Source organism: Variovorax sp. 38R (assembly GCF_014843395.1).
Classification (GTDB): Bacteria; Pseudomonadota; Gammaproteobacteria; order Burkholderiales; family Burkholderiaceae_C; genus Variovorax; species Variovorax paradoxus_H.
The window spans coordinates 3,750,428-3,769,585 of the sequence record NZ_CP062121.1 but is presented as its reverse complement, the minus strand read 5'-3'; the positions used below and the strand labels follow the sequence as shown (position 1 = coordinate 3,769,585).

4 protein-coding genes are annotated in these 19,158 nt (G+C 69.0%); all 4 read left to right on the top strand.

Features of this window, described 5'->3' with window-relative positions:
- Positions 1–33: 33 nt before the first annotated feature.
- Genes IG196_RS17390 through IG196_RS17375 form a run of 4 tightly spaced genes read left to right on the top strand, consistent with a single transcriptional unit; the run spans position 34 to position 18,631 of the window.
- A complete protein-coding gene (locus IG196_RS17390; protein ID WP_192192116.1) occupies positions 34–13,977 on the top strand; it encodes an Ig-like domain-containing protein in 13,944 nt (4,647 codons plus the stop codon).
- A 27-nt stretch (positions 13,978–14,004) separates the two neighbouring features.
- Positions 14,005–15,300, top strand: a complete 1,296-nt coding sequence (locus IG196_RS17385) for a TolC family protein (RefSeq protein ID WP_192192115.1) — start codon at positions 14,005–14,007, stop codon at positions 15,298–15,300.
- Positions 15,297–17,459, top strand: a complete 2,163-nt coding sequence (locus IG196_RS17380) for a type I secretion system permease/ATPase (protein ID WP_225616700.1) — start codon at positions 15,297–15,299, stop codon at positions 17,457–17,459. The genes IG196_RS17385 and IG196_RS17380 overlap by 4 nt, the downstream gene beginning before the upstream one ends.
- Entirely contained in the window at positions 17,456–18,631 is a 1,176-nt protein-coding gene (locus tag IG196_RS17375; RefSeq protein WP_225616699.1) for an HlyD family efflux transporter periplasmic adaptor subunit, read from the top strand. Before IG196_RS17380 ends, IG196_RS17375 begins: the two co-directional genes overlap by 4 nt.
- Positions 18,632–19,158 lie beyond the last annotated feature (527 nt).

Genomic DNA, 19,158 nt, shown 5'->3' with positions numbered 1-19,158 from the left:
GTGACGAGGTGTGGAATTCAAAAGGAGGCGTGAATGAGCAAGCGTATCCAGGTGAAAACCCGTGCAGGGGAAACGGAGACCCATACCATTGCACAAGGCACGCAAAGCGCCGTGATACGGGTTAGCGATCGATCCGAAGTCAGGTTGTTCGCCGCGCAAAGCGACATCCTTGCCATGCGGCGCGAGGGCGATGACCTCATCATCAAATACGCCGACGGGACCCAGGTTCGCCTCGAAGATTATTTCGACTGCCCCGTCGATACCATTCCCCAGCTCGTGCTGGACGACACCAGCGAGTCCACCCATCAGGAATGGAAAGCGGACTTCGATCCCGATGCCTGCTATCTGCCGACCGATACCAGTGCTGGCGCCGTGTCCTACGCCTGGGTGCCGTTGGCGAGCGACGGCTCCATCGGCATGTTGGGTGCGCTCCTGGGTGTCGTTGGCCTTGCCGCAGCGGCAGGCGGTGGTGGTGGTGGTGGTGGTGGTGGTGGTGGCGGCGCCTACCCGCTGACCGGGTTACCCACGGTCCCTTCCGCTCCGGCGGCCCGCTTCAACGCAGACGGCAGCGCCGTCACCGGCACGGCGCAGCCCGGCGCCACCATCCGGGTGACTGACGCGACAGGCCAGATCCTGGGAGGTGGGACGGCCGACGGCAACGGCAACTTCAACGTGCCGCTGAGCGAGCCCCAGAACAACGGCGGGCAGGTCGGGGTCACGCAAACCACGCCCGGCGGAACCTCGCCCGAGACCACCGTGACCGCACCGGACCTGACGGCGCCCCCGGCGCCCGTGATTGTCCTGGTCACCGATGACGCCGCGCCCGGCACCGGTGGCGTGAATTTCGGCGGCAGCACCAATGACGCCACGCCGACGCTGACCGGAACGGCCGAGCCCAATGCCACCGTGACCGTTTACGACGGTGCAGCCGTGCTGGGCACTGCCGTCGCTGATGCCGACGGCCACTGGACCTACACGCCCGTCGCGCCGCTGAGCGATGGTGCGCACAGCTTCACGGCCACCGCGACCGACGCCGCGGGCAACACCGGCCCGGCCGGCACCGCCCACGAGGTGGTGATCGACACGACACCGCCGGCAGCGCCGACAATTGACCCTACTCAGGGCGCCGGGGGCTCGGAGCTCACCGGTACGGCGGAAGCGGATTCCATCGTCGCCATCGACACCAATGGCGATGGCGTGCCGGACTACACGACGACGGCCGACGGCGACGGCAACTGGGCGGTGACGCTCGTCGACCCGGTGCCCGACGGCACCACCATCAGCGCCACCGCCAGCGATCTGGCCGGCAACACCAGCGCCTCGGGAAGCACGACGGTCGATGCCACCGACCCGGCGGCTCCGGTGATCGTCTCGGTTTCCGATGACGCCCCGCTCGGCACCGGCGTCATCGCCCCCGGCAACAGCACCAACGACAGCACGCCCACGCTCACCGGCACCGCCGAGCCCAATGCCGTCATCACCGTCTACGACGGCACGACGCTGCTGGGCACGACGACGGCCGACGACAACGGCGACTGGACCTTCACGCCTTCCGGACCCCTGGACGACGGCACGCGCAGCCTCACGGCGACGGCCACCGACCCGGCGGGCAACACAGGCCCGGCCAGCGCGTCCTACGAGGTGACGATCGACGCCGCGGCCCCGACCGCGCCGGCCGCGGTCCTGGCCACCGACACCGGCGCCTCGGCCACCGACGGCATCACCAACAACCCGACCGTCAACGTCACCGGCATCGAGTCCGGCGCCACCTGGGAGTACAGCACTGACGGCGGCACCACCTGGGTCGCCGGCACCGGCTCGGCCATCAGCCTGCCGGGCGACGGTGACTACAGCGTCACCGTCCGCCAGACCGACGCAGCCGGCAATGTCAGCGCTCCCAGTGCTCCCCAGGCCGTGACGCTGGACACGGCTGTCGCCGCGCCGGCTGCGGCCCTGGCCACCGACACCGGCGCCTCGGCCACCGACGGCGTCACCAACGACCCGACCGTCAACGTCACCGGCATTGAGTCCGGTGCCACCTGGGAGTACAGCACCGACGGCGGCACCACCTGGGTCGCCGGCACCGGCTCGGCCATCAGCCTGCCGGGCGACGGTGACTACAGCGTCACCGTCCGTCAGACCGATGCCGCGGGCAACGTCAGTGCCAACAGCGCGCCGCTGGCCGTGACGCTGGACACGGCTGTCGCCGCGCCGGCTGCGGTCCTGGCCACCGACACCGGCGCCTCGGCCACCGACGGCATCACCAGCAACCCGACCGTCAACGTCACCGGCATTGAGGCCGGTGCCACCTGGGAGTACAGCACTGACGGCGGCACCACCTGGGTCGCCGGCACCGGTTCGGCCATCAGCCTGCCGAGCGACGGTGACTACAGCGTCACCGTCCGCCAGACCGACGCTGCGGGCAACGTCAGTGCCAACAGCGCGCCGCTGGCCGTGACGCTGGACACGGCTGTCGCCGCGCCGGCTGCGGTCCTGGCCACCGACACCGGCGCCTCGGCCACCGACGGCATCACCAGCGACGGCACCATCAACGTCACCGGCATCGAGTCCGGTGCCACCTGGGAGTACAGCACTGACGGCGGCACCACCTGGGTCGCCGGCACCGGCTCGGCCATCAGCCTGCCGAGCGACGGTGACTACAGCGTCACCGTCCGTCAGACCGATGCCGCCGGCAATGTCAGCACTCCCAGTGCTCCCCTGGCCGTGACGCTGGACACGGCGGTGGCACCGCCCGTGGCCGCCCTGGCCACCGACACCGGCGCCTCGGCCACCGACGGCATCACCAACAACCCGACCGTCAACGTCACCGGCATTGAGGCCGGTGCCACCTGGGAGTACAGCACCGACGGCGGCACCACCTGGGTCGCCGGCACCGGTTCGGCCATCAGCCTGCCGAGCGACGGTGACTACAGCGTCACCGTCCGCCAGACCGACGCTGCGGGCAACGTCAGTGCCAACAGCGCGCCGCTGGCCGTGACGCTGGACACGGCTGTCGCCGCGCCGGCTGCGGTCCTGGCCACCGACACCGGCGCCTCGGCCACCGACGGCATCACCAGCGACGGCACCATCAACGTCACCGGCATCGAGTCCGGTGCCACCTGGGAGTACAGCACCGACGGCGGCACCACCTGGGTCGCCGGCACCGGTTCGGCCATCAGCCTGCCGAGCGACGGTGACTACAGCGTCACCGTCCGCCAGACCGACGCTGCGGGCAACGTCAGTGCCAACAGTACGCCGCTGGCCGTGACGCTGGACACGGCGGTGGCACCGCCCGCGGCCGCCCTGGCCAACGACACTGGCGCCTCGGCCACCGACGGCATCACCAGCGACGGCACCATCAACGTCACCGGCATCGAGTCCGGCGCCACCTGGGAATACAGCACTGACGGCGGCACCACCTGGGTCGCCGGCACCGGCTCGAGCTTCGTCCTGCCCGCCGGCACGTACGCCGACGGCCAGATCCTCGTGCAGCAGACCGACCTGGCAGGCAACACCGCGGGCGCGCCCACCGCCCTCGGGCAGATCACCATCGACTCCGGGGCGGTCAATGCGCCGGTCAGCCCGACGCCCGTCCTGGCTAACGACACTGGTGACTCGGCCACCGACGGCATCACCAGCGACGGCACCATCAACGTCACCGGCATCGAGTCCGGCGCCACCTGGGAATACAGCACCGACGGTGGCACCACCTGGGTCGCCGGCACCGGCTCGGCCATCAGCCTGCCGAGCGACGGTGACTACAGCGTCACCGTCCGTCAGACCGACGCCGCCGGCAATGTCAGCGCTCCCAGTGCTCCCCTGGCCGTGACGCTGGACACGGCGGTGGCACCGCCCGTGGCCGCCCTGGCCGCCGACACTGGCGCCTCGGCCACCGACGGCATCACCAGCAACCCGACCGTCAACGTCACCGGCATCGAGTCCGGCGCCACCTGGGAGTACAGCACTGACGGCGGCACCACCTGGGTTGCCGGCACCGGCTCGGCCATCAGCCTGCCGGGTGACGGTGACTACAGCGTCACCGTCCGTCAGACCGACGCCGCGGGCAACGTCAGTGCTCCCAGTGCGCCCCTGGCCGTGACGCTGGACACGGCGGTGGCACCGCCAGCGGCCGCCCTGGCCATCGACACCGGCGCCTCGGCCACCGACGGCATCACCAACAACCCGACCGTCAACGTCACCGGCATTGAGGCCGGTGCCACCTGGGAGTACAGCACTGACGGCGGCACCACCTGGGTCGCCGGCACCGGCTCGGCCATCAGCCTGCTGGGCGACGGTGACTACAGCGTCACCGTCCGCCAGACCGACGCTGCGGGCAACGTCAGTGCCAACAGTACGCCGCTGGCCGTGACGCTGGACACGGCTGTCGCCGCGCCGGGCGCCGCCTTGGCCAACGACACTGGCGCCTCGGCCACCGACGGCATCACCAGCGACGGCACCATCAACGTCGCCGGCATCGAGTCCGGCGCCACCTGGGAATACAGTACCGACGGTGGCACCACCTGGGTCGCCGGCACCGGCTTGAGCTTCGTTCTGCCCGCCGGCACCTACGCCGACGGCCAGATCCTCGTGCAGCAGACCGACCTGGCAGGTAACACCGCGGGCGCGCCCACCGCCCTCGGGCAGATCACCATCGACTCCGGGGCGGTCAATGCGCCGGTCAGCCCGACGCCCGTCCTGGCTAACGACACTGGTGACTCGGCCACCGACGGCATCACCAGCGACGGCACCATCAATGTCACCGGCATCGAGGCCGGTGCCACCTGGGAGTACAGCACCGACGGCGGCACCACCTGGGTTGCCGGCACCGGCTCGGCCATCAGCCTGCCGGGCGACGGTGACTACAGCGTCACCGTCCGTCAGACAGACGCCGCGGGCAACGTCAGTGCCAACAGCGCGCCGCTGGCCGTGACGCTGGACACGGCGGTGGCACCGCCCGTGGCCGCCCTGGCCGCCGACACTGGCGCCTCGGCCACCGACGGCATCACCAGCAACCCGACCGTCAACATCACCGGCATCGAGTCCGGTGCCACCTGGGAGTACAGCACTGACGGCGGCACCACCTGGGTCGCCGGCACCGGCTCGGCCATCAGCCTGCCGAGCGACGGTGACTACAGCGTCACCGTCCGTCAGACCGATGCCGCCGGCAATGTCAGCACTCCCAGTGCTCCCCTGGCCGTGACGCTGGACACGGCGGTGGCACCGCCCGTGGCCGCCCTGGCCACCGACACCGGCGCCTCGGCCACCGACGGCATCACCAACAACCCGACCGTCAACGTCACCGGCATTGAGGCCGGCGCCACCTGGGAGTACAGCACTGACGGCGGCACCACCTGGGTCGCCGGCACCGGCTCGGCCATCAGCCTGCTGGGCGACGGTGACTACAGCGTCACCGTCCGCCAGACCGACGCTGCGGGCAACGTCAGTGCCAACAGTACGCCGCTGGCCGTGACGCTGGACACGGCTGTCGCCGCGCCGGGCGCCGCCTTGGCCAACGACACTGGCGCCTCGGCCACCGACGGCATCACCAGCGACGGCACCATCAACGTCGCCGGCATCGAGTCCGGCGCCACCTGGGAATACAGTACCGACGGTGGCACCACCTGGGTCGCCGGCACCGGCTTGAGCTTCGTTCTGCCCGCCGGCACCTACGCCGACGGCCAGATCCTCGTGCAGCAGACCGACCTGGCAGGTAACACCGCGGGCGCGCCCACCGCCCTCGGGCAGATCACCATCGACTCCGGGGCGGTCAATGCGCCGGTCAGCCCGACGCCCGTCCTGGCTAACGACACTGGTGACTCGGCCACCGACGGCATCACCAGCGACGGCACCATCAATGTCACCGGCATCGAGGCCGGTGCCACCTGGGAGTACAGCACCGACGGCGGCACCACCTGGGTTGCCGGCACCGGCTCGGCCATCAGCCTGCCGGGCGACGGTGACTACAGCGTCACCGTCCGTCAGACAGACGCCGCGGGCAACGTCAGTGCCAACAGCGCGCCGCTGGCCGTGACGCTGGACACGGCGGTGGCACCGCCAGCGGCCGCCCTGGCCACCGACACCGGCGCCTCGGCCACCGACGGCATCACCAACAACCCGACCGTCAACATCACCGGCATCGAGTCCGGTGCCACCTGGGAGTACAGCACTGACGGCGGCACCACCTGGGTCGCCGGCACCGGCTCGGCCATCAGCCTGCCGAGCGACGGTGACTACAGCGTCACCGTCCGTCAGACCGATGCCGCCGGCAATGTCAGCACTCCCAGTGCTCCCCTGGCCGTGACGCTGGACACGGCGGTGGCACCGCCCGTGGCCGCCCTGGCCACCGACACCGGCGCCTCGGCTACCGACGGCATCACCAACAACCCGACCGTCAACGTCACCGGCATTGAGGCCGGCGCCACCTGGGAGTACAGCACTGACGGCGGCACCACCTGGGTCGCCGGCACCGGCTCGGCCATCAGCCTGCTGGGCGACGGTGACTACAGCGTCACCGTCCGCCAGACCGACGCTGCGGGCAACGTCAGTGCCAACAGTACGCCGCTGGCCGTGACGCTGGACACGGCTGTCGCCGCGCCGGGCGCCGCCTTGGCCAACGACACTGGCGCCTCGGCCACCGACGGCATCACCAGCGACGGCACCATCAACGTCGCCGGCATCGAGTCCGGCGCCACCTGGGAATACAGCACCGACGGCGGCACCACCTGGGTCGCCGGCACCGGCTCGAGCTTCGTTCTGCCCGCCGGCACCTACGCCGACGGCCAGATCCTCGTGCAGCAGACCGACCTGGCAGGTAACACCGCGGGCGCGCCCACCGCCCTCGGGCAGATCACCATCGACTCCGGGGCGGTCAATGCGCCGGTCAGCCCGACGCCCGTCCTGGCTAACGACACTGGTGACTCGGCCACCGACGGCATCACCAGCGACGGCACCATCAATGTCACCGGCATCGAGTCCGGCGCCACCTGGGAGTACAGCACCGACGGCGGCACCACCTGGGTCGCCGGCACCGGCTCGGCCATCAGCCTGCCGGGCGACGGTGACTACAGCGTCACCGTCCGTCAGACCGATGCCGCGGGCAACGTCAGTGCCAACAGCGCGCCGCTGGCCGTGACGCTGGACACGGCGGTGGCACCGCCCGTGGCCGCCCTGGCCGCCGACACTGGCGCCTCGGCCACCGACGGCATCACCAGCAACCCGACCGTCAACATCACCGGCATCGAGTCCGGTGCCACCTGGGAGTACAGCACTGACGGCGGCACCACCTGGGTCGCCGGCACCGGCTCGGCCATCAGCCTGCCGAGCGACGGTGACTACAGCGTCACCGTCCGTCAGACCGATGCCGCCGGCAATGTCAGCACTCCCAGTGCTCCCCTGGCCGTGACGCTGGACACGGCGGTGGCACCGCCCGTGGCCGCCCTGGCCACCGACACCGGCGCCTCGGCCACCGACGGCATCACCAACAACCCGACCGTCAACGTCACCGGCATTGAGGCCGGCGCCACCTGGGAGTACAGCACTGACGGCGGCACCACCTGGGTCGCCGGCACCGGCTCGGCCATCAGCCTGCTGGGCGACGGTGACTACAGCGTCACCGTCCGCCAGACCGACGCTGCGGGCAACGTCAGTGCCAACAGTACGCCGCTGGCCGTGACGCTGGACACGGCTGTCGCCGCGCCGGGCGCCGCCTTGGCCAACGACACTGGCGCCTCGGCCACCGACGGCATCACCAGCGACGGCACCATCAACGTCGCCGGCATCGAGTCCGGCGCCACCTGGGAATACAGTACCGACGGTGGCACCACCTGGGTCGCCGGCACCGGCTTGAGCTTCGTTCTGCCCGCCGGCACCTACGCCGACGGCCAGATCCTCGTGCAGCAGACCGACCTGGCAGGTAACACCGCGGGCGCGCCCACCGCCCTCGGGCAGATCACCATCGACTCCGGGGCGGTCAATGCGCCGGTCAGCCCGACGCCCGTCCTGGCTAACGACACTGGTGACTCGGCCACCGACGGCATCACCAGCGACGGCACCATCAATGTCACCGGCATCGAGGCCGGTGCCACCTGGGAGTACAGCACCGACGGCGGCACCACCTGGGTTGCCGGCACCGGCTCGGCCATCAGCCTGCCGGGCGACGGTGACTACAGCGTCACCGTCCGTCAGACAGACGCCGCGGGCAACGTCAGTGCCAACAGCGCGCCGCTGGCCGTGACGCTGGACACGGCGGTGGCACCGCCAGCGGCCGCCCTGGCCACCGACACCGGCGCCTCGGCCACCGACGGCATCACCAACAACCCGACCGTCAACATCACCGGCATCGAGTCCGGTGCCACCTGGGAGTACAGCACTGACGGCGGCACCACCTGGGTCGCCGGCACCGGCTCGGCCATCAGCCTGCCGAGCGACGGTGACTACAGCGTCACCGTCCGTCAGACCGATGCCGCCGGCAATGTCAGCACTCCCAGTGCTCCCCTGGCCGTGACGCTGGACACGGCGGTGGCACCGCCCGTGGCCGCCCTGGCCACCGACACCGGCGCCTCGGCTACCGACGGCATCACCAACAACCCGACCGTCAACGTCACCGGCATTGAGGCCGGCGCCACCTGGGAGTACAGCACTGACGGCGGCACCACCTGGGTCGCCGGCACCGGCTCGGCCATCAGCCTGCTGGGCGACGGTGACTACAGCGTCACCGTCCGCCAGACCGACGCTGCGGGCAACGTCAGTGCCAACAGTACGCCGCTGGCCGTGACGCTGGACACGGCTGTCGCCGCGCCGGGCGCCGCCTTGGCCAACGACACTGGCGCCTCGGCCACCGACGGCATCACCAGCGACGGCACCATCAACGTCGCCGGCATCGAGTCCGGCGCCACCTGGGAATACAGCACCGACGGCGGCACCACCTGGGTCGCCGGCACCGGCTCGAGCTTCGTTCTGCCCGCCGGCACCTACGCCGACGGCCAGATCCTCGTGCAGCAGACCGACCTGGCAGGTAACACCGCGGGCGCGCCCACCGCCCTCGGGCAGATCACCATCGACTCCGGGGCGGTCAATGCGCCGGTCAGCCCGACGCCCGTCCTGGCTAACGACACTGGTGACTCGGCCACCGACGGCATCACCAGCGACGGCACCATCAATGTCACCGGCATCGAGTCCGGCGCCACCTGGGAGTACAGCACCGACGGCGGCACCACCTGGGTTGCCGGCACCGGCTCGGCCATCAGCCTGCCGGGCGACGGTGACTACAGCGTCACCGTCCGTCAGACCGATGCCGCGGGCAACGTCAGTGCCAACAGCGCGCCGCTGGCCGTGACGCTGGACACGGCTGTCGCCGCGCCGGCTGCGGTCCTGGCCACCGACACCGGCGCCTCGGCCACCGACGGCATCACCAACAACCCGACCGTCAACGTCACCGGCATCGAGGCCGGCGCCACCTGGGAGTACAGCACCGACGGCGGCACCACCTGGGTTGCCGGCACCGGCTCGGCCATCAGCCTGCCGAGCGACGGTGACTACAGCATTCAGCTTCGCCAGACAGACGCTGCGGGCAACGTCAGTGCCAACAGCGCGCCCCTGGCCGTGACGCTGGACACGGCGGTGGCACCGCCCGCGGCCGCCCTGGCCGCCGACACTGGCGCCTCGGCCGCCGACGGCATTACCAGCGACGGCACCGTCAACGTCACCGGCATCGAGGCCGGCGCCACCTGGGAGTACAGCACTGACGGCGGCACCACCTGGGTCGCCGGCACCGGCTCGGCCATCAGCCTGCTGGGCGACGGTGACTACAGCGTCACCGTCCGCCAGACCGACGCTGCGGGCAACGTCAGTGCCAACAGTACGCCGCTGGCCGTGACGCTGGACACGGCTGTCGCCGCGCCGGGCGCCGCCCTGGCCGCCGACACTGGCGCCTCGGCCACCGACGGCATCACCAGCAACCCGACCGTCAACGTCACCGGCATCGAGGTCGGCGCCACCTGGGAATACAGCACCGACGGTGGCACCACCTGGGTTGCCGGCATCGGTTCGGCCATCAGCTTGCCGGGCGACGGTGACTACAGCGTCACCGTCCGTCAGACCGACGCCGCGGGCAACGTCAGTGCTCCCAGTGCGCCGCTGGCCGTGACGCTGGACACGGCTGTCGCCGCGCCGGGCGCCGCCCTGGCCAACGACACTGGCGCCTCGGCCGCCGATGGCATCACCAGCGACGGCACCATCAACGTCACCGGCATCGAGTCCGGTGCCACCTGGGAGTACAGCACTGACGGCGGCACCACCTGGGTTGCCGGCACCGGTTCGGCCATCAGCCTGCCGGGCGACGGTGACTACAGCGTCACCGTCCGCCAGACCGATGCCGCCGGCAATGTCAGCGCTCCCAGTGCTCCCCTGGCCGTGACGCTGGACACGGCGGTGGCACCGCCCGCGGCCGCCCTGGCCGCCGACACTGGCGCCTCGGCCACCGACGGCATCACCAGCGACGGCACCATCAACGTCGCCGGCATCGAGTCCGGCGCCACCTGGGAATACAGCACCGACGGTGGCACCACCTGGGTTGCCGGCACCGGTTCGGCCATCAGCCTGCCGGGCGACGGTGACTACAGCGTCACCGTCCGTCAGACCGACGCCGCGGGCAACGTCAGTGCTCCCAGTGCTCCCCTGGCCGTGACGCTGGACACGGCTGTCGCCGCGCCGGCTGCGGTCCTGGCCACCGACACCGGCGCCTCGGCCACCGACGGCATCACCAACAACCCGACCGTCAACGTCACCGGCATCGAGGCCGGTGCCACCTGGGAGTACAGCACTGACGGCGGCACCACCTGGGTCGCCGGCACCGGTTCGGCCATCAGCCTGCCGAGCGACGGTGACTACAGCGTCACCGTCCGTCAGACCGACGCCGCGGGCAACGTCAGTGCTCCCAGTGCGCCCCTGGCCGTGACGCTGGACACGGCTGTCGCCGCGCCGGCTGCGGTCCTGGCCACCGACACCGGCGCCTCGGCCACCGACGGCATCACCAGCAACCCGACCGTCAACATCACCGGCATCGAGTCCGGCGCCACCTGGGAATACAGCACCGACGGTGGCACCACCTGGGTTACGGGCACCGGCTCGGCCATCAGCCTGCCGAGCGACGGTGACTACAGCGTCACCGTCCGTCAGACCGATGCCGCCGGCAATGTCAGCGCTCCCAGTGCTCCCCTGGCCGTGACGCTGGACACGGCTGTCGCCGCGCCGGGCGCCGCCCTGGCCAACGACACTGGCGCCTCGGCCACCGACGGCATCACCAGTGACGGCACCATCAACGTCACCGGCATCGAGTCCGGTGCCACCTGGGAGTACAGCACCGACGGCGGCACCACCTGGGTCGCCGGCACCGGCTCGAGCTTCGTTCTGCCCGCCGGCGCCTACGCCGACGGCCAGATCCTCGTGCAGCAGACCGACCTGGCAGGCAACACCACCGCCGCCAACCTCGGCGCGATCTCCGTCATCAGCGCGGCCACAGACCCGCTCGATGCCGTCGATGACGCGATCGCGCTCGACGCGGGCAGCATCCTCGTCACCACCGGCCCGGAAACGACCACCACCGACGTCCAGGTCCTCGGCCTGACGGACCCCTCCACCGGCACCGATGGCAGCCAATCGGTCACCATCGGCGGCGACTATGGCACGTTGCATGTCGAGATCACCCAGGACGCGCTCGTGGCCGTGGCCGACGCCTACCGGGTCGACATCGTCGATGCCAATGGCAACATCATTGCCTCGGCGGACACGAACGGGCAGCTGGTCGGGCAGCTCGGCACCGGCATCATCGGCGGCACGCTGGGCCTGAGCGACACCAACACGCTGACGGTCGACTTCTCGGGCCTGCCGGCCGGCACCTACTCGGTGGTGGTACACAACGCCGACGACAGCCAACTCAGTGCACTGCTCGACGCCAACGGCGACGGCGGCATTTCGCTGCAGGAACTGGGCGACGGCGGCGTCGTGATCGGCCCGGACAACCAGCAGGTGATCATCGACACGGTGGTCGACACGCTGAACGGCGGGCTGCTCGGCCTGCCGCTCAACCTCGGCGACACGATCGAGCCATTGCTCACGACCATCCTAAACGGCATCGTCAACGACACCACGAACGCGACCCCGGTGTCCGCCCTGGTCGGCATCCTGGACGACCTGCTCAACGGCTTCGGTGCCACCAGCGCTCTCGACACCCTCATCTCCGACCTGTCGGGCGCACTGCTCGTCAATACGCTGACGCTGCTGCAGGACACCACGATCACCACGCAGGTCACCCAGTACGACTTCACCAGCGAAGTCGTGTCGGGCAACGTGATCGGCGGCACCTCGGGCACGGGCACCGACACCCCGGGCAGCGCCGGCGCGACGACGGTCACGCAAATCTCCAGCGGCACCACGACGACCGCGGTCGATCCGGCCAACGGCGCGGACATCGTCGGCCAGTACGGGACGCTGCACATCAACGCCGACGGCTCGTACACGTACACCGCCAATGGCGATCCGGCCGCGCTTGGACAGCAGGACGTGTTCACCTACACGCTGTCCGATGCCCTCACGTCGGACACGGCGACGATCACCATCAACATCGTCGACGCGACCGCGCCGACCGCCACCCCGTCGATCACTGCGATCTCGGACGATACCGGCACGGTGGGCGACTGGACCACGACGGACACCTCGCCGACCCTCCTGGGCACCCTCGATGCGCCGCTGGGCTACGGCGAGCGGGTGCAGGTTCAGATCGACAGCGGCGCGTGGGTCGATGCGTACATCGACCCCAGCGACCCGTCGGGCACCCGCTGGTTCTATGGCCCGGGCGATCTTTCCACCGCCACCCACCAGATCAACGTCCGCATCGTCGACGAGGTCGGCAATGTCGGCGCGAACACCGACTCGCAGTCCATCACGATCATCGCAGGCAGCCAGGACCCGGTCGCCGTGGTCAACGAAGGCTTCCTGGGCGGCCTGATCGGCGCCGACCTGCTCGGCCTGATCGATCTGGGCAGCCAGACCTTCGTGGCCTACGACCCGAACAGCAACCTCCAGAGCGTGTCGGTCTCCTACAGCGTTCCGCTCAACCTGGGCACCGGCTTCGATCTGGCCGCCTCCAACCAGATCGCCGCAGAGCTCGGCCTGCAGTTCAGCGTCGTCCACGTCAACTACAACATCAACAACCCCTTCGATCTTTTCGACGACACCTTCCCGTCCTCCACGCTGACCATCACCGCCCTCAACGGCGGGCCGATCGACAACCAGGCCGTCAATGAATTGCTTCGCACCGTGCACCTGTCGGCCGACTTGAGCCTGAGCCTCGCGCCGACGTATTCGATCACCACCACCGATATGGATGGACGGACCAGTACGGACAGCGCGACCACCCTGACGGATCTGGGCCTCTTCGGCTCGGCAGGCGACCCCTCCGTCATCCAGGGTACGACGGGCGACAACGCCCTCACGGGCACCTCCGCCGACGAACATCTCTATGGCTTCGCCGGCAATGACCTCCTGCGCGGCGGCGACGGCCGCGACCTGCTGCGCGGCGGGGACGGAGCCGACCAGCTCTACGGCGAAAACGGCAACGACGTGCTGGTGTTCGACGCGAACGACCTCGTGATCGACGGGGGCACCGGCAACGACACCCTGCTGATCACCGATGCGATCGCATCGATCCTGGGCAGCTCGACGCCGGTGCACGACATCGAGACTATCCAGCTCGGCTCGAACACTGCCGCCGTCACCCTGAACCTGGATGCCGCCGGCGCCGCAACGGCCTCCGGCGCAGGATCGCAGATCGTCATTCAGGGTGATGGCAGCGACACGGTCAACCTGGACGGCGGGGTCTACGGCGGCCAAGTCCTGATCAGCAACCATGCCTACGAGCAATACGCCCTGGGGGGCACGACGGTCCTGATCGAGGATCAGGTGCATGTCAATGTGCTCTGAATGCGTGGTTCAGGGTGAGCAAGGCCCATGAGGTTCCCGGCGCGGGCAGCGGATGGCCTGCTTGTCCTGATTGCGTTCATCGTGCCGGCATGGGCCGCCGCAATGCCATTGGAAGAGGCCGTGCGACTGGCCACGCTGCGCGACCCGGAGGTCGCGGCCATGCAGCAGGACATCGCGCAGCAGGAGACCCAAATCGAGATCATCAAGGACGGACAGCGCCCGCGGTTCTCCGTCAATATGGGAACGGGCCGGATGGTCGGCACGAGGCCGGCGCAGTCCGGCCAGCGCAACGTCGACCTCGAACTGGTGGCGTCGCAAATGCTGTTCGACTGGGGCAAGGTGTCGGCCCAGATCGAAGGGGCCAGCCATGACCGCATACAGATCGTGTCCAACCTCAAGAAGCAGATGGAGACGCTGGCCTTCGACATTGCCAGCCTGTACCTGGACGCCGAAACGGCCAAAGCCAAGCTGGAAGCGACTGCCGAATATCGGCAGAACGCCGCCAGGCTCGCCGAGATGACCCAGGTCCGCGAATCGGGCGGCCGGGGAGACGTGTCCGAGACGGCCCGGGCCAGGCTGGAAACGTCCCGCGGGGAGGAGCGCCAGTTCGCTTTCGAGTCTGCCCACGACGTGGCGTTGGCCCGGCTGCAGTTGCTGGTGGGCATCTCGGACATCTCGACGGAAGCGGTGCCCGAGTTGGCTTACAGGCAACGCGTCGACACCCCTGCATCCCTGGATGAATCCATCAAGAGGGCGCCCGACTACCTCAAGGCGCAGGCGGCCATGGCATCGGCCCAGGCGGGCATCGACGTCGCCCGGGCAACCAACAAGCCCGTCTTGCGCCTCGAGGCGGCCGCCGCCAATGCAGGCATGTCCGGCGATGGCCGCGGCGGCGGAACCCTGCGCCTGGTGATGGGTGTGGACCTGGGCGTGTCCGATCTGTTGGGCCGGCAGGCCCTGGCGGCCCAACAGAAGCACGAGGCCAGCCGCGAGCGCCTGGCCGGCGTCGCGCGAGACCTGCAGAAGGAGACGCAAAGCTATGCCAGGCAGATCAAGGCCTTGGCGACCAGCGAAGCGGCGTTCAGGCTGCAGGCGGACGAGGCACGCGCCGTGGTGGCCACATACGAGGAGCAATTCACTGCGGGCTTGCGCAGCATGACGGACCTGTTCACCAGCATCCGCGAGCAGTACAGCACCCAGTTGACGTGGATCGATACGGCAGACCAGCGCCGCCGCCTCCAGTACAAGGCCGCGGCGCTCCTGGGTCTGCAGGGCACGCTGCTGCAGGAGACGGCGGGCGACCGCCGAAAGGTCGGCCCATGAGCCAGGCCGGCCCGATGTCCCTTTACGAGCCCGGCCTGCTGGCCGGGTTGGTGCGCCTGTGCCGGGCCCATGGGGTGAACGCCTCGGCCGAGAGCCTGGGCGACGGCCTGGTGCGCGAACCGGGCGTTCTGCCTTTCGGCCAGGTCGAGCGAGCCATGCGGCGCGCCAACATGACGTGCGGCCTGGTGGCGCTGCCGCTCAAGCAGCTGTCGGCCCACGCCATGCCCGTCCTGCTGCTGATGCGCGACGGCAGCTGCCTGGTGCTGGAGAAACTGACCCCGACCACCGCCGAGGTCGCCTACGCCGAGCCGAGCGCCGGACGCGGCGCCATGTCGCGCGAGGAGCTCGAAGCAAGCTACGCGGGCTGCTACCTGATCGCCAAGCACATCGAGGTGGTTTCCCCGCACCTGGATGCCACCTTCGACGCCAAGCCTGGCCACTGGATGCTCGGGCCGATATGGGAGCAATGGCACGTCTATCGCGACGTGCTGTTGGCATCGCTGATGGCCAACCTGCTGGCCGTGGGGGTGGCGCTGTTCTCCATGCAGGTCTACGACCGCGTCGTGCCCAATGCCGCATTCGACACCTTGTGGGTGCTCGCTAGCGGCGTGGCCGTGGCCATTGCGCTGGAGTGGGTGCTGCGATATCTGCGGGCCCGGCTGATCGACAGCAGCGGCCGCGAACTGGACCTGAGGCTGTCGGTCCAGCTGTTCGAGCGCGTGGTGCACATGCGACTGGCGCACCAGCCCACCTCCGTCGGCGCATTCGCCAACCAGGTGCGCGACTTCGCCAGCGTGCGCGAGTTCTTCACTTCGGGAACATTGGCCACGTTGTGCGACCTGCCTTTCGTGGTGTTCATATTGGCCTTGATCGGATTCATCGGCGGCTGGGTCGCGGTGGTGGTGCTCGCGGCCGTGGTGCTCATCGCGCTGCCCGGCATCTTGATGCAGAAGAAGCTGGCGGCGCTGTCGCGTCAGAACACCAGGGAAAGCGCGGCGCTCAATGGGCTGCTGCTGGAAGCCGTCGACAATCTGGAGAACGTCAAGGCCACGCGGTCGGAAGAACGCCTGCAAAAGGCCCATGCCCGTCTCACGGCCGTCATGGTGGACTCGGGAGGCAAGACGCGCGACATCACCACCACGCTGCAGCTCATGGCAGGCAGCACGCAGCAGCTGTGCTACACCGCGGTCGTCATCGTCGGTGTGTACCTGATCGCGGGAGGCACGCTCACCACGGGCGGCATGGTCGCTTGCACGCTGCTCTCGAGCCGGGCGCTGTCGCCCATGAGCCAGGTGGCCAGCCTGCTGACGCGCTGGCAGTTCGTCAAGGCAGCCATGGAAGGACTGGACCGCATCGTCAGCCTGCCTTTGGAGCGCCCGCCCGGCAGGCATTTCGCACGGGCCGAACGCATCCGAGGCGCCTATCAGCTGGACAACGTCACGTATGCGCACACGCCGGACAGCCCACCAGCCTTGCGGATCGCGCGGCTGGCGATCCAGGCCGGCGAGCAGGTGGCGCTCCTGGGCGGCAACGGCGCGGGCAAGTCGACATTGATGCGCCTGATGGCCGGGCTCACCGATCCACAGCAGGGCAGCGTGCTGCTGGACAATCTCGCGCTGTCGCAGATCGACCCCATCGATCGCCGCCGGCAGATCGGCTACCTGCCGCAGAACGTGGGGCTGTTCCAGGGCACCCTGCGCGAGAACCTGACGCTGGGCCATCCACTGTGGAGCGATGCCGAGCTACTCAAGGCGCTGGATGCCGTCGGGCTGGGGGCTTTCGTGCGCAGGAATGTGCGGGGACTGGACCAAGACATCCTGTCCATCGGCAACATCTCGGGCGGACAGAGACAGGCCATCGGGCTGGCTCGCGTCATCCTGCAGGAGCCCAGGGTGGTGATTCTGGACGAACCCACGTCGGCCTTTGACCAGGCCAGCGAGGCGCGCGTGATCGAATTCATGAAGGATTGGCTCAAGGGCCGTACTGCGCTCATCGCCACGCACAAGCGCGACCTCCTGGCGCTCACGCAACGGGCCGTCGTGCTGAACGAAGGCCGTGTCGTCCACGACGGCGACATGAGCAGCATGTTCATGCAGGGCGCCAAGCGCCCGGCCAACGCCGTCGGCATCAAGGTCGTGACGGGTGGAGCGGCGCCATGAATGCTGGCCATGCGATGCTGCTGGACATGTCGGAGGGCGGGCGCCTCCAGCGCGTGCGGGCCAGCCGCACCATCTGGCTCGTTGTCCTCGTCCTGGTGCTGCTGATTGCCTGGGCCGCCTGGGCGCAAGTCAATGAAGTCACCAGAGGACGTGGCCGCGTGACGCCTTTCTCCCGCATGCAATCCGTCCAGAGCCTGGAGGGCGGCATCCTGACCGAACTGCGGGTGCGCGAGGGCGACATCGTGCAGGTGGGCCAGCCCCTGGCCCGCATCGACAGCACGCGCTTCCAGTCGGCCTACAACGAAACCGACGTCCAGATCAATACGCTGGCAGCCGAGATCGACCGCCTCGAGAGCGAGGTCAACGAGAAGGCCGAACTGAACTTCCAGGGGCAAGCAGATGAAAAGACGCGACGCGCCGAATCGGCGCTGTTCAAGGCACGTCGCACGCGACTGAACAAGGCCGTCGCCGCGCTGCAGGAACAGGAGCGCATTCTCGATCGCCAGATTGCGATGGTCCAGCCCTTGGTGAGCAAGCGGGCAGTGCCCGAGTCCGAACTCCTGCAGTTGCAGCAGCAGGGCGCCGCGCTGCGCGGGCGCATCGGCGAGCTGCGCAACCAGTATGTCCAGGAGGCCTACAGCAACCTGGTCGACAAGAAGGCCAAGATGGTGGCCCTGCAAGAGAGCATGCTGCAGAAGAAGGACCAACTGGATCGCACCATGGTCATGGCTCACGTGGCGGGGCGGGTCAACAACGTTCGCATCAACTCCGTCGGGGGCGTGATCCAGCCGGGCGAGACCATCATGGAGATCAGCCCCATCAACGAACGCCTGGTGGTGGAGACGCTGGTGGAGCCAAGGGACGTGGCTTTCATTGCGCCGGGGATGCCGGCCAGCGTCAAGATCACGGCCTATGACTATTCCGTGTACGGCGACCTGCGGGGCACCGTCACACAGATTTCCGAAGATACCGTCAAGGAAGAAACGCCGCGCGGTCCCCAGGAGTACTACCGCATCATGGTCACCACGGACAGCGCCTACCTGGACAAGAACGAGAAAGGCGTGCAGCTGCCCATACGTCCCGGCATGGTCGCCGAGGTCGACATCGAAACGGGGCGCAGGTCCATCCTGAGCTATCTCACGCGGCCGCTTCAGAAAGCGCGCCTGCGATAGCGCGGCCGGTCCGGCCGAACGACATCACGCGCGTTGCGCTGTTCGCCCCGAAGGCTTGGCGCGTGGCCGCCACGGCATGGCCACTGGCAACAGTGTCAGTAGGAAAGTGCAGTGCCCACGCCGGCCGCCGCGCAACAGGGACGACTGCGCGATCAATTCTTCGAACGTGGCATGCGATCGGCGTTGAGGACATCGTCTTCGAGCGCGCCACGCAGCACGTCGGTGAGTGAGCGTTCCGTATCGAGCACCTCGATGCCCTGTGCGATTTGCCAATACCGCCGCGGTGCAGGAGTCGAGCTTGCCAGCTAAGACTTGGGTAATGCGGCGACGCCTATGTCTGTTTCAGACTGACTGCCGTCATACAATTTTTCGATCTGCTTGCTCCAGACCGGTCACTGCTGGCGACAGGTTGTTGGTTAAATTTCCTTGATTTAGGGAATATCTGTTCTCTATAATGAGGCTATGCATTCCGTCCTCACAAGCGCAGCACAGGTATCCAGAAGTCGAGGCCGCCCACGTGAATTCGA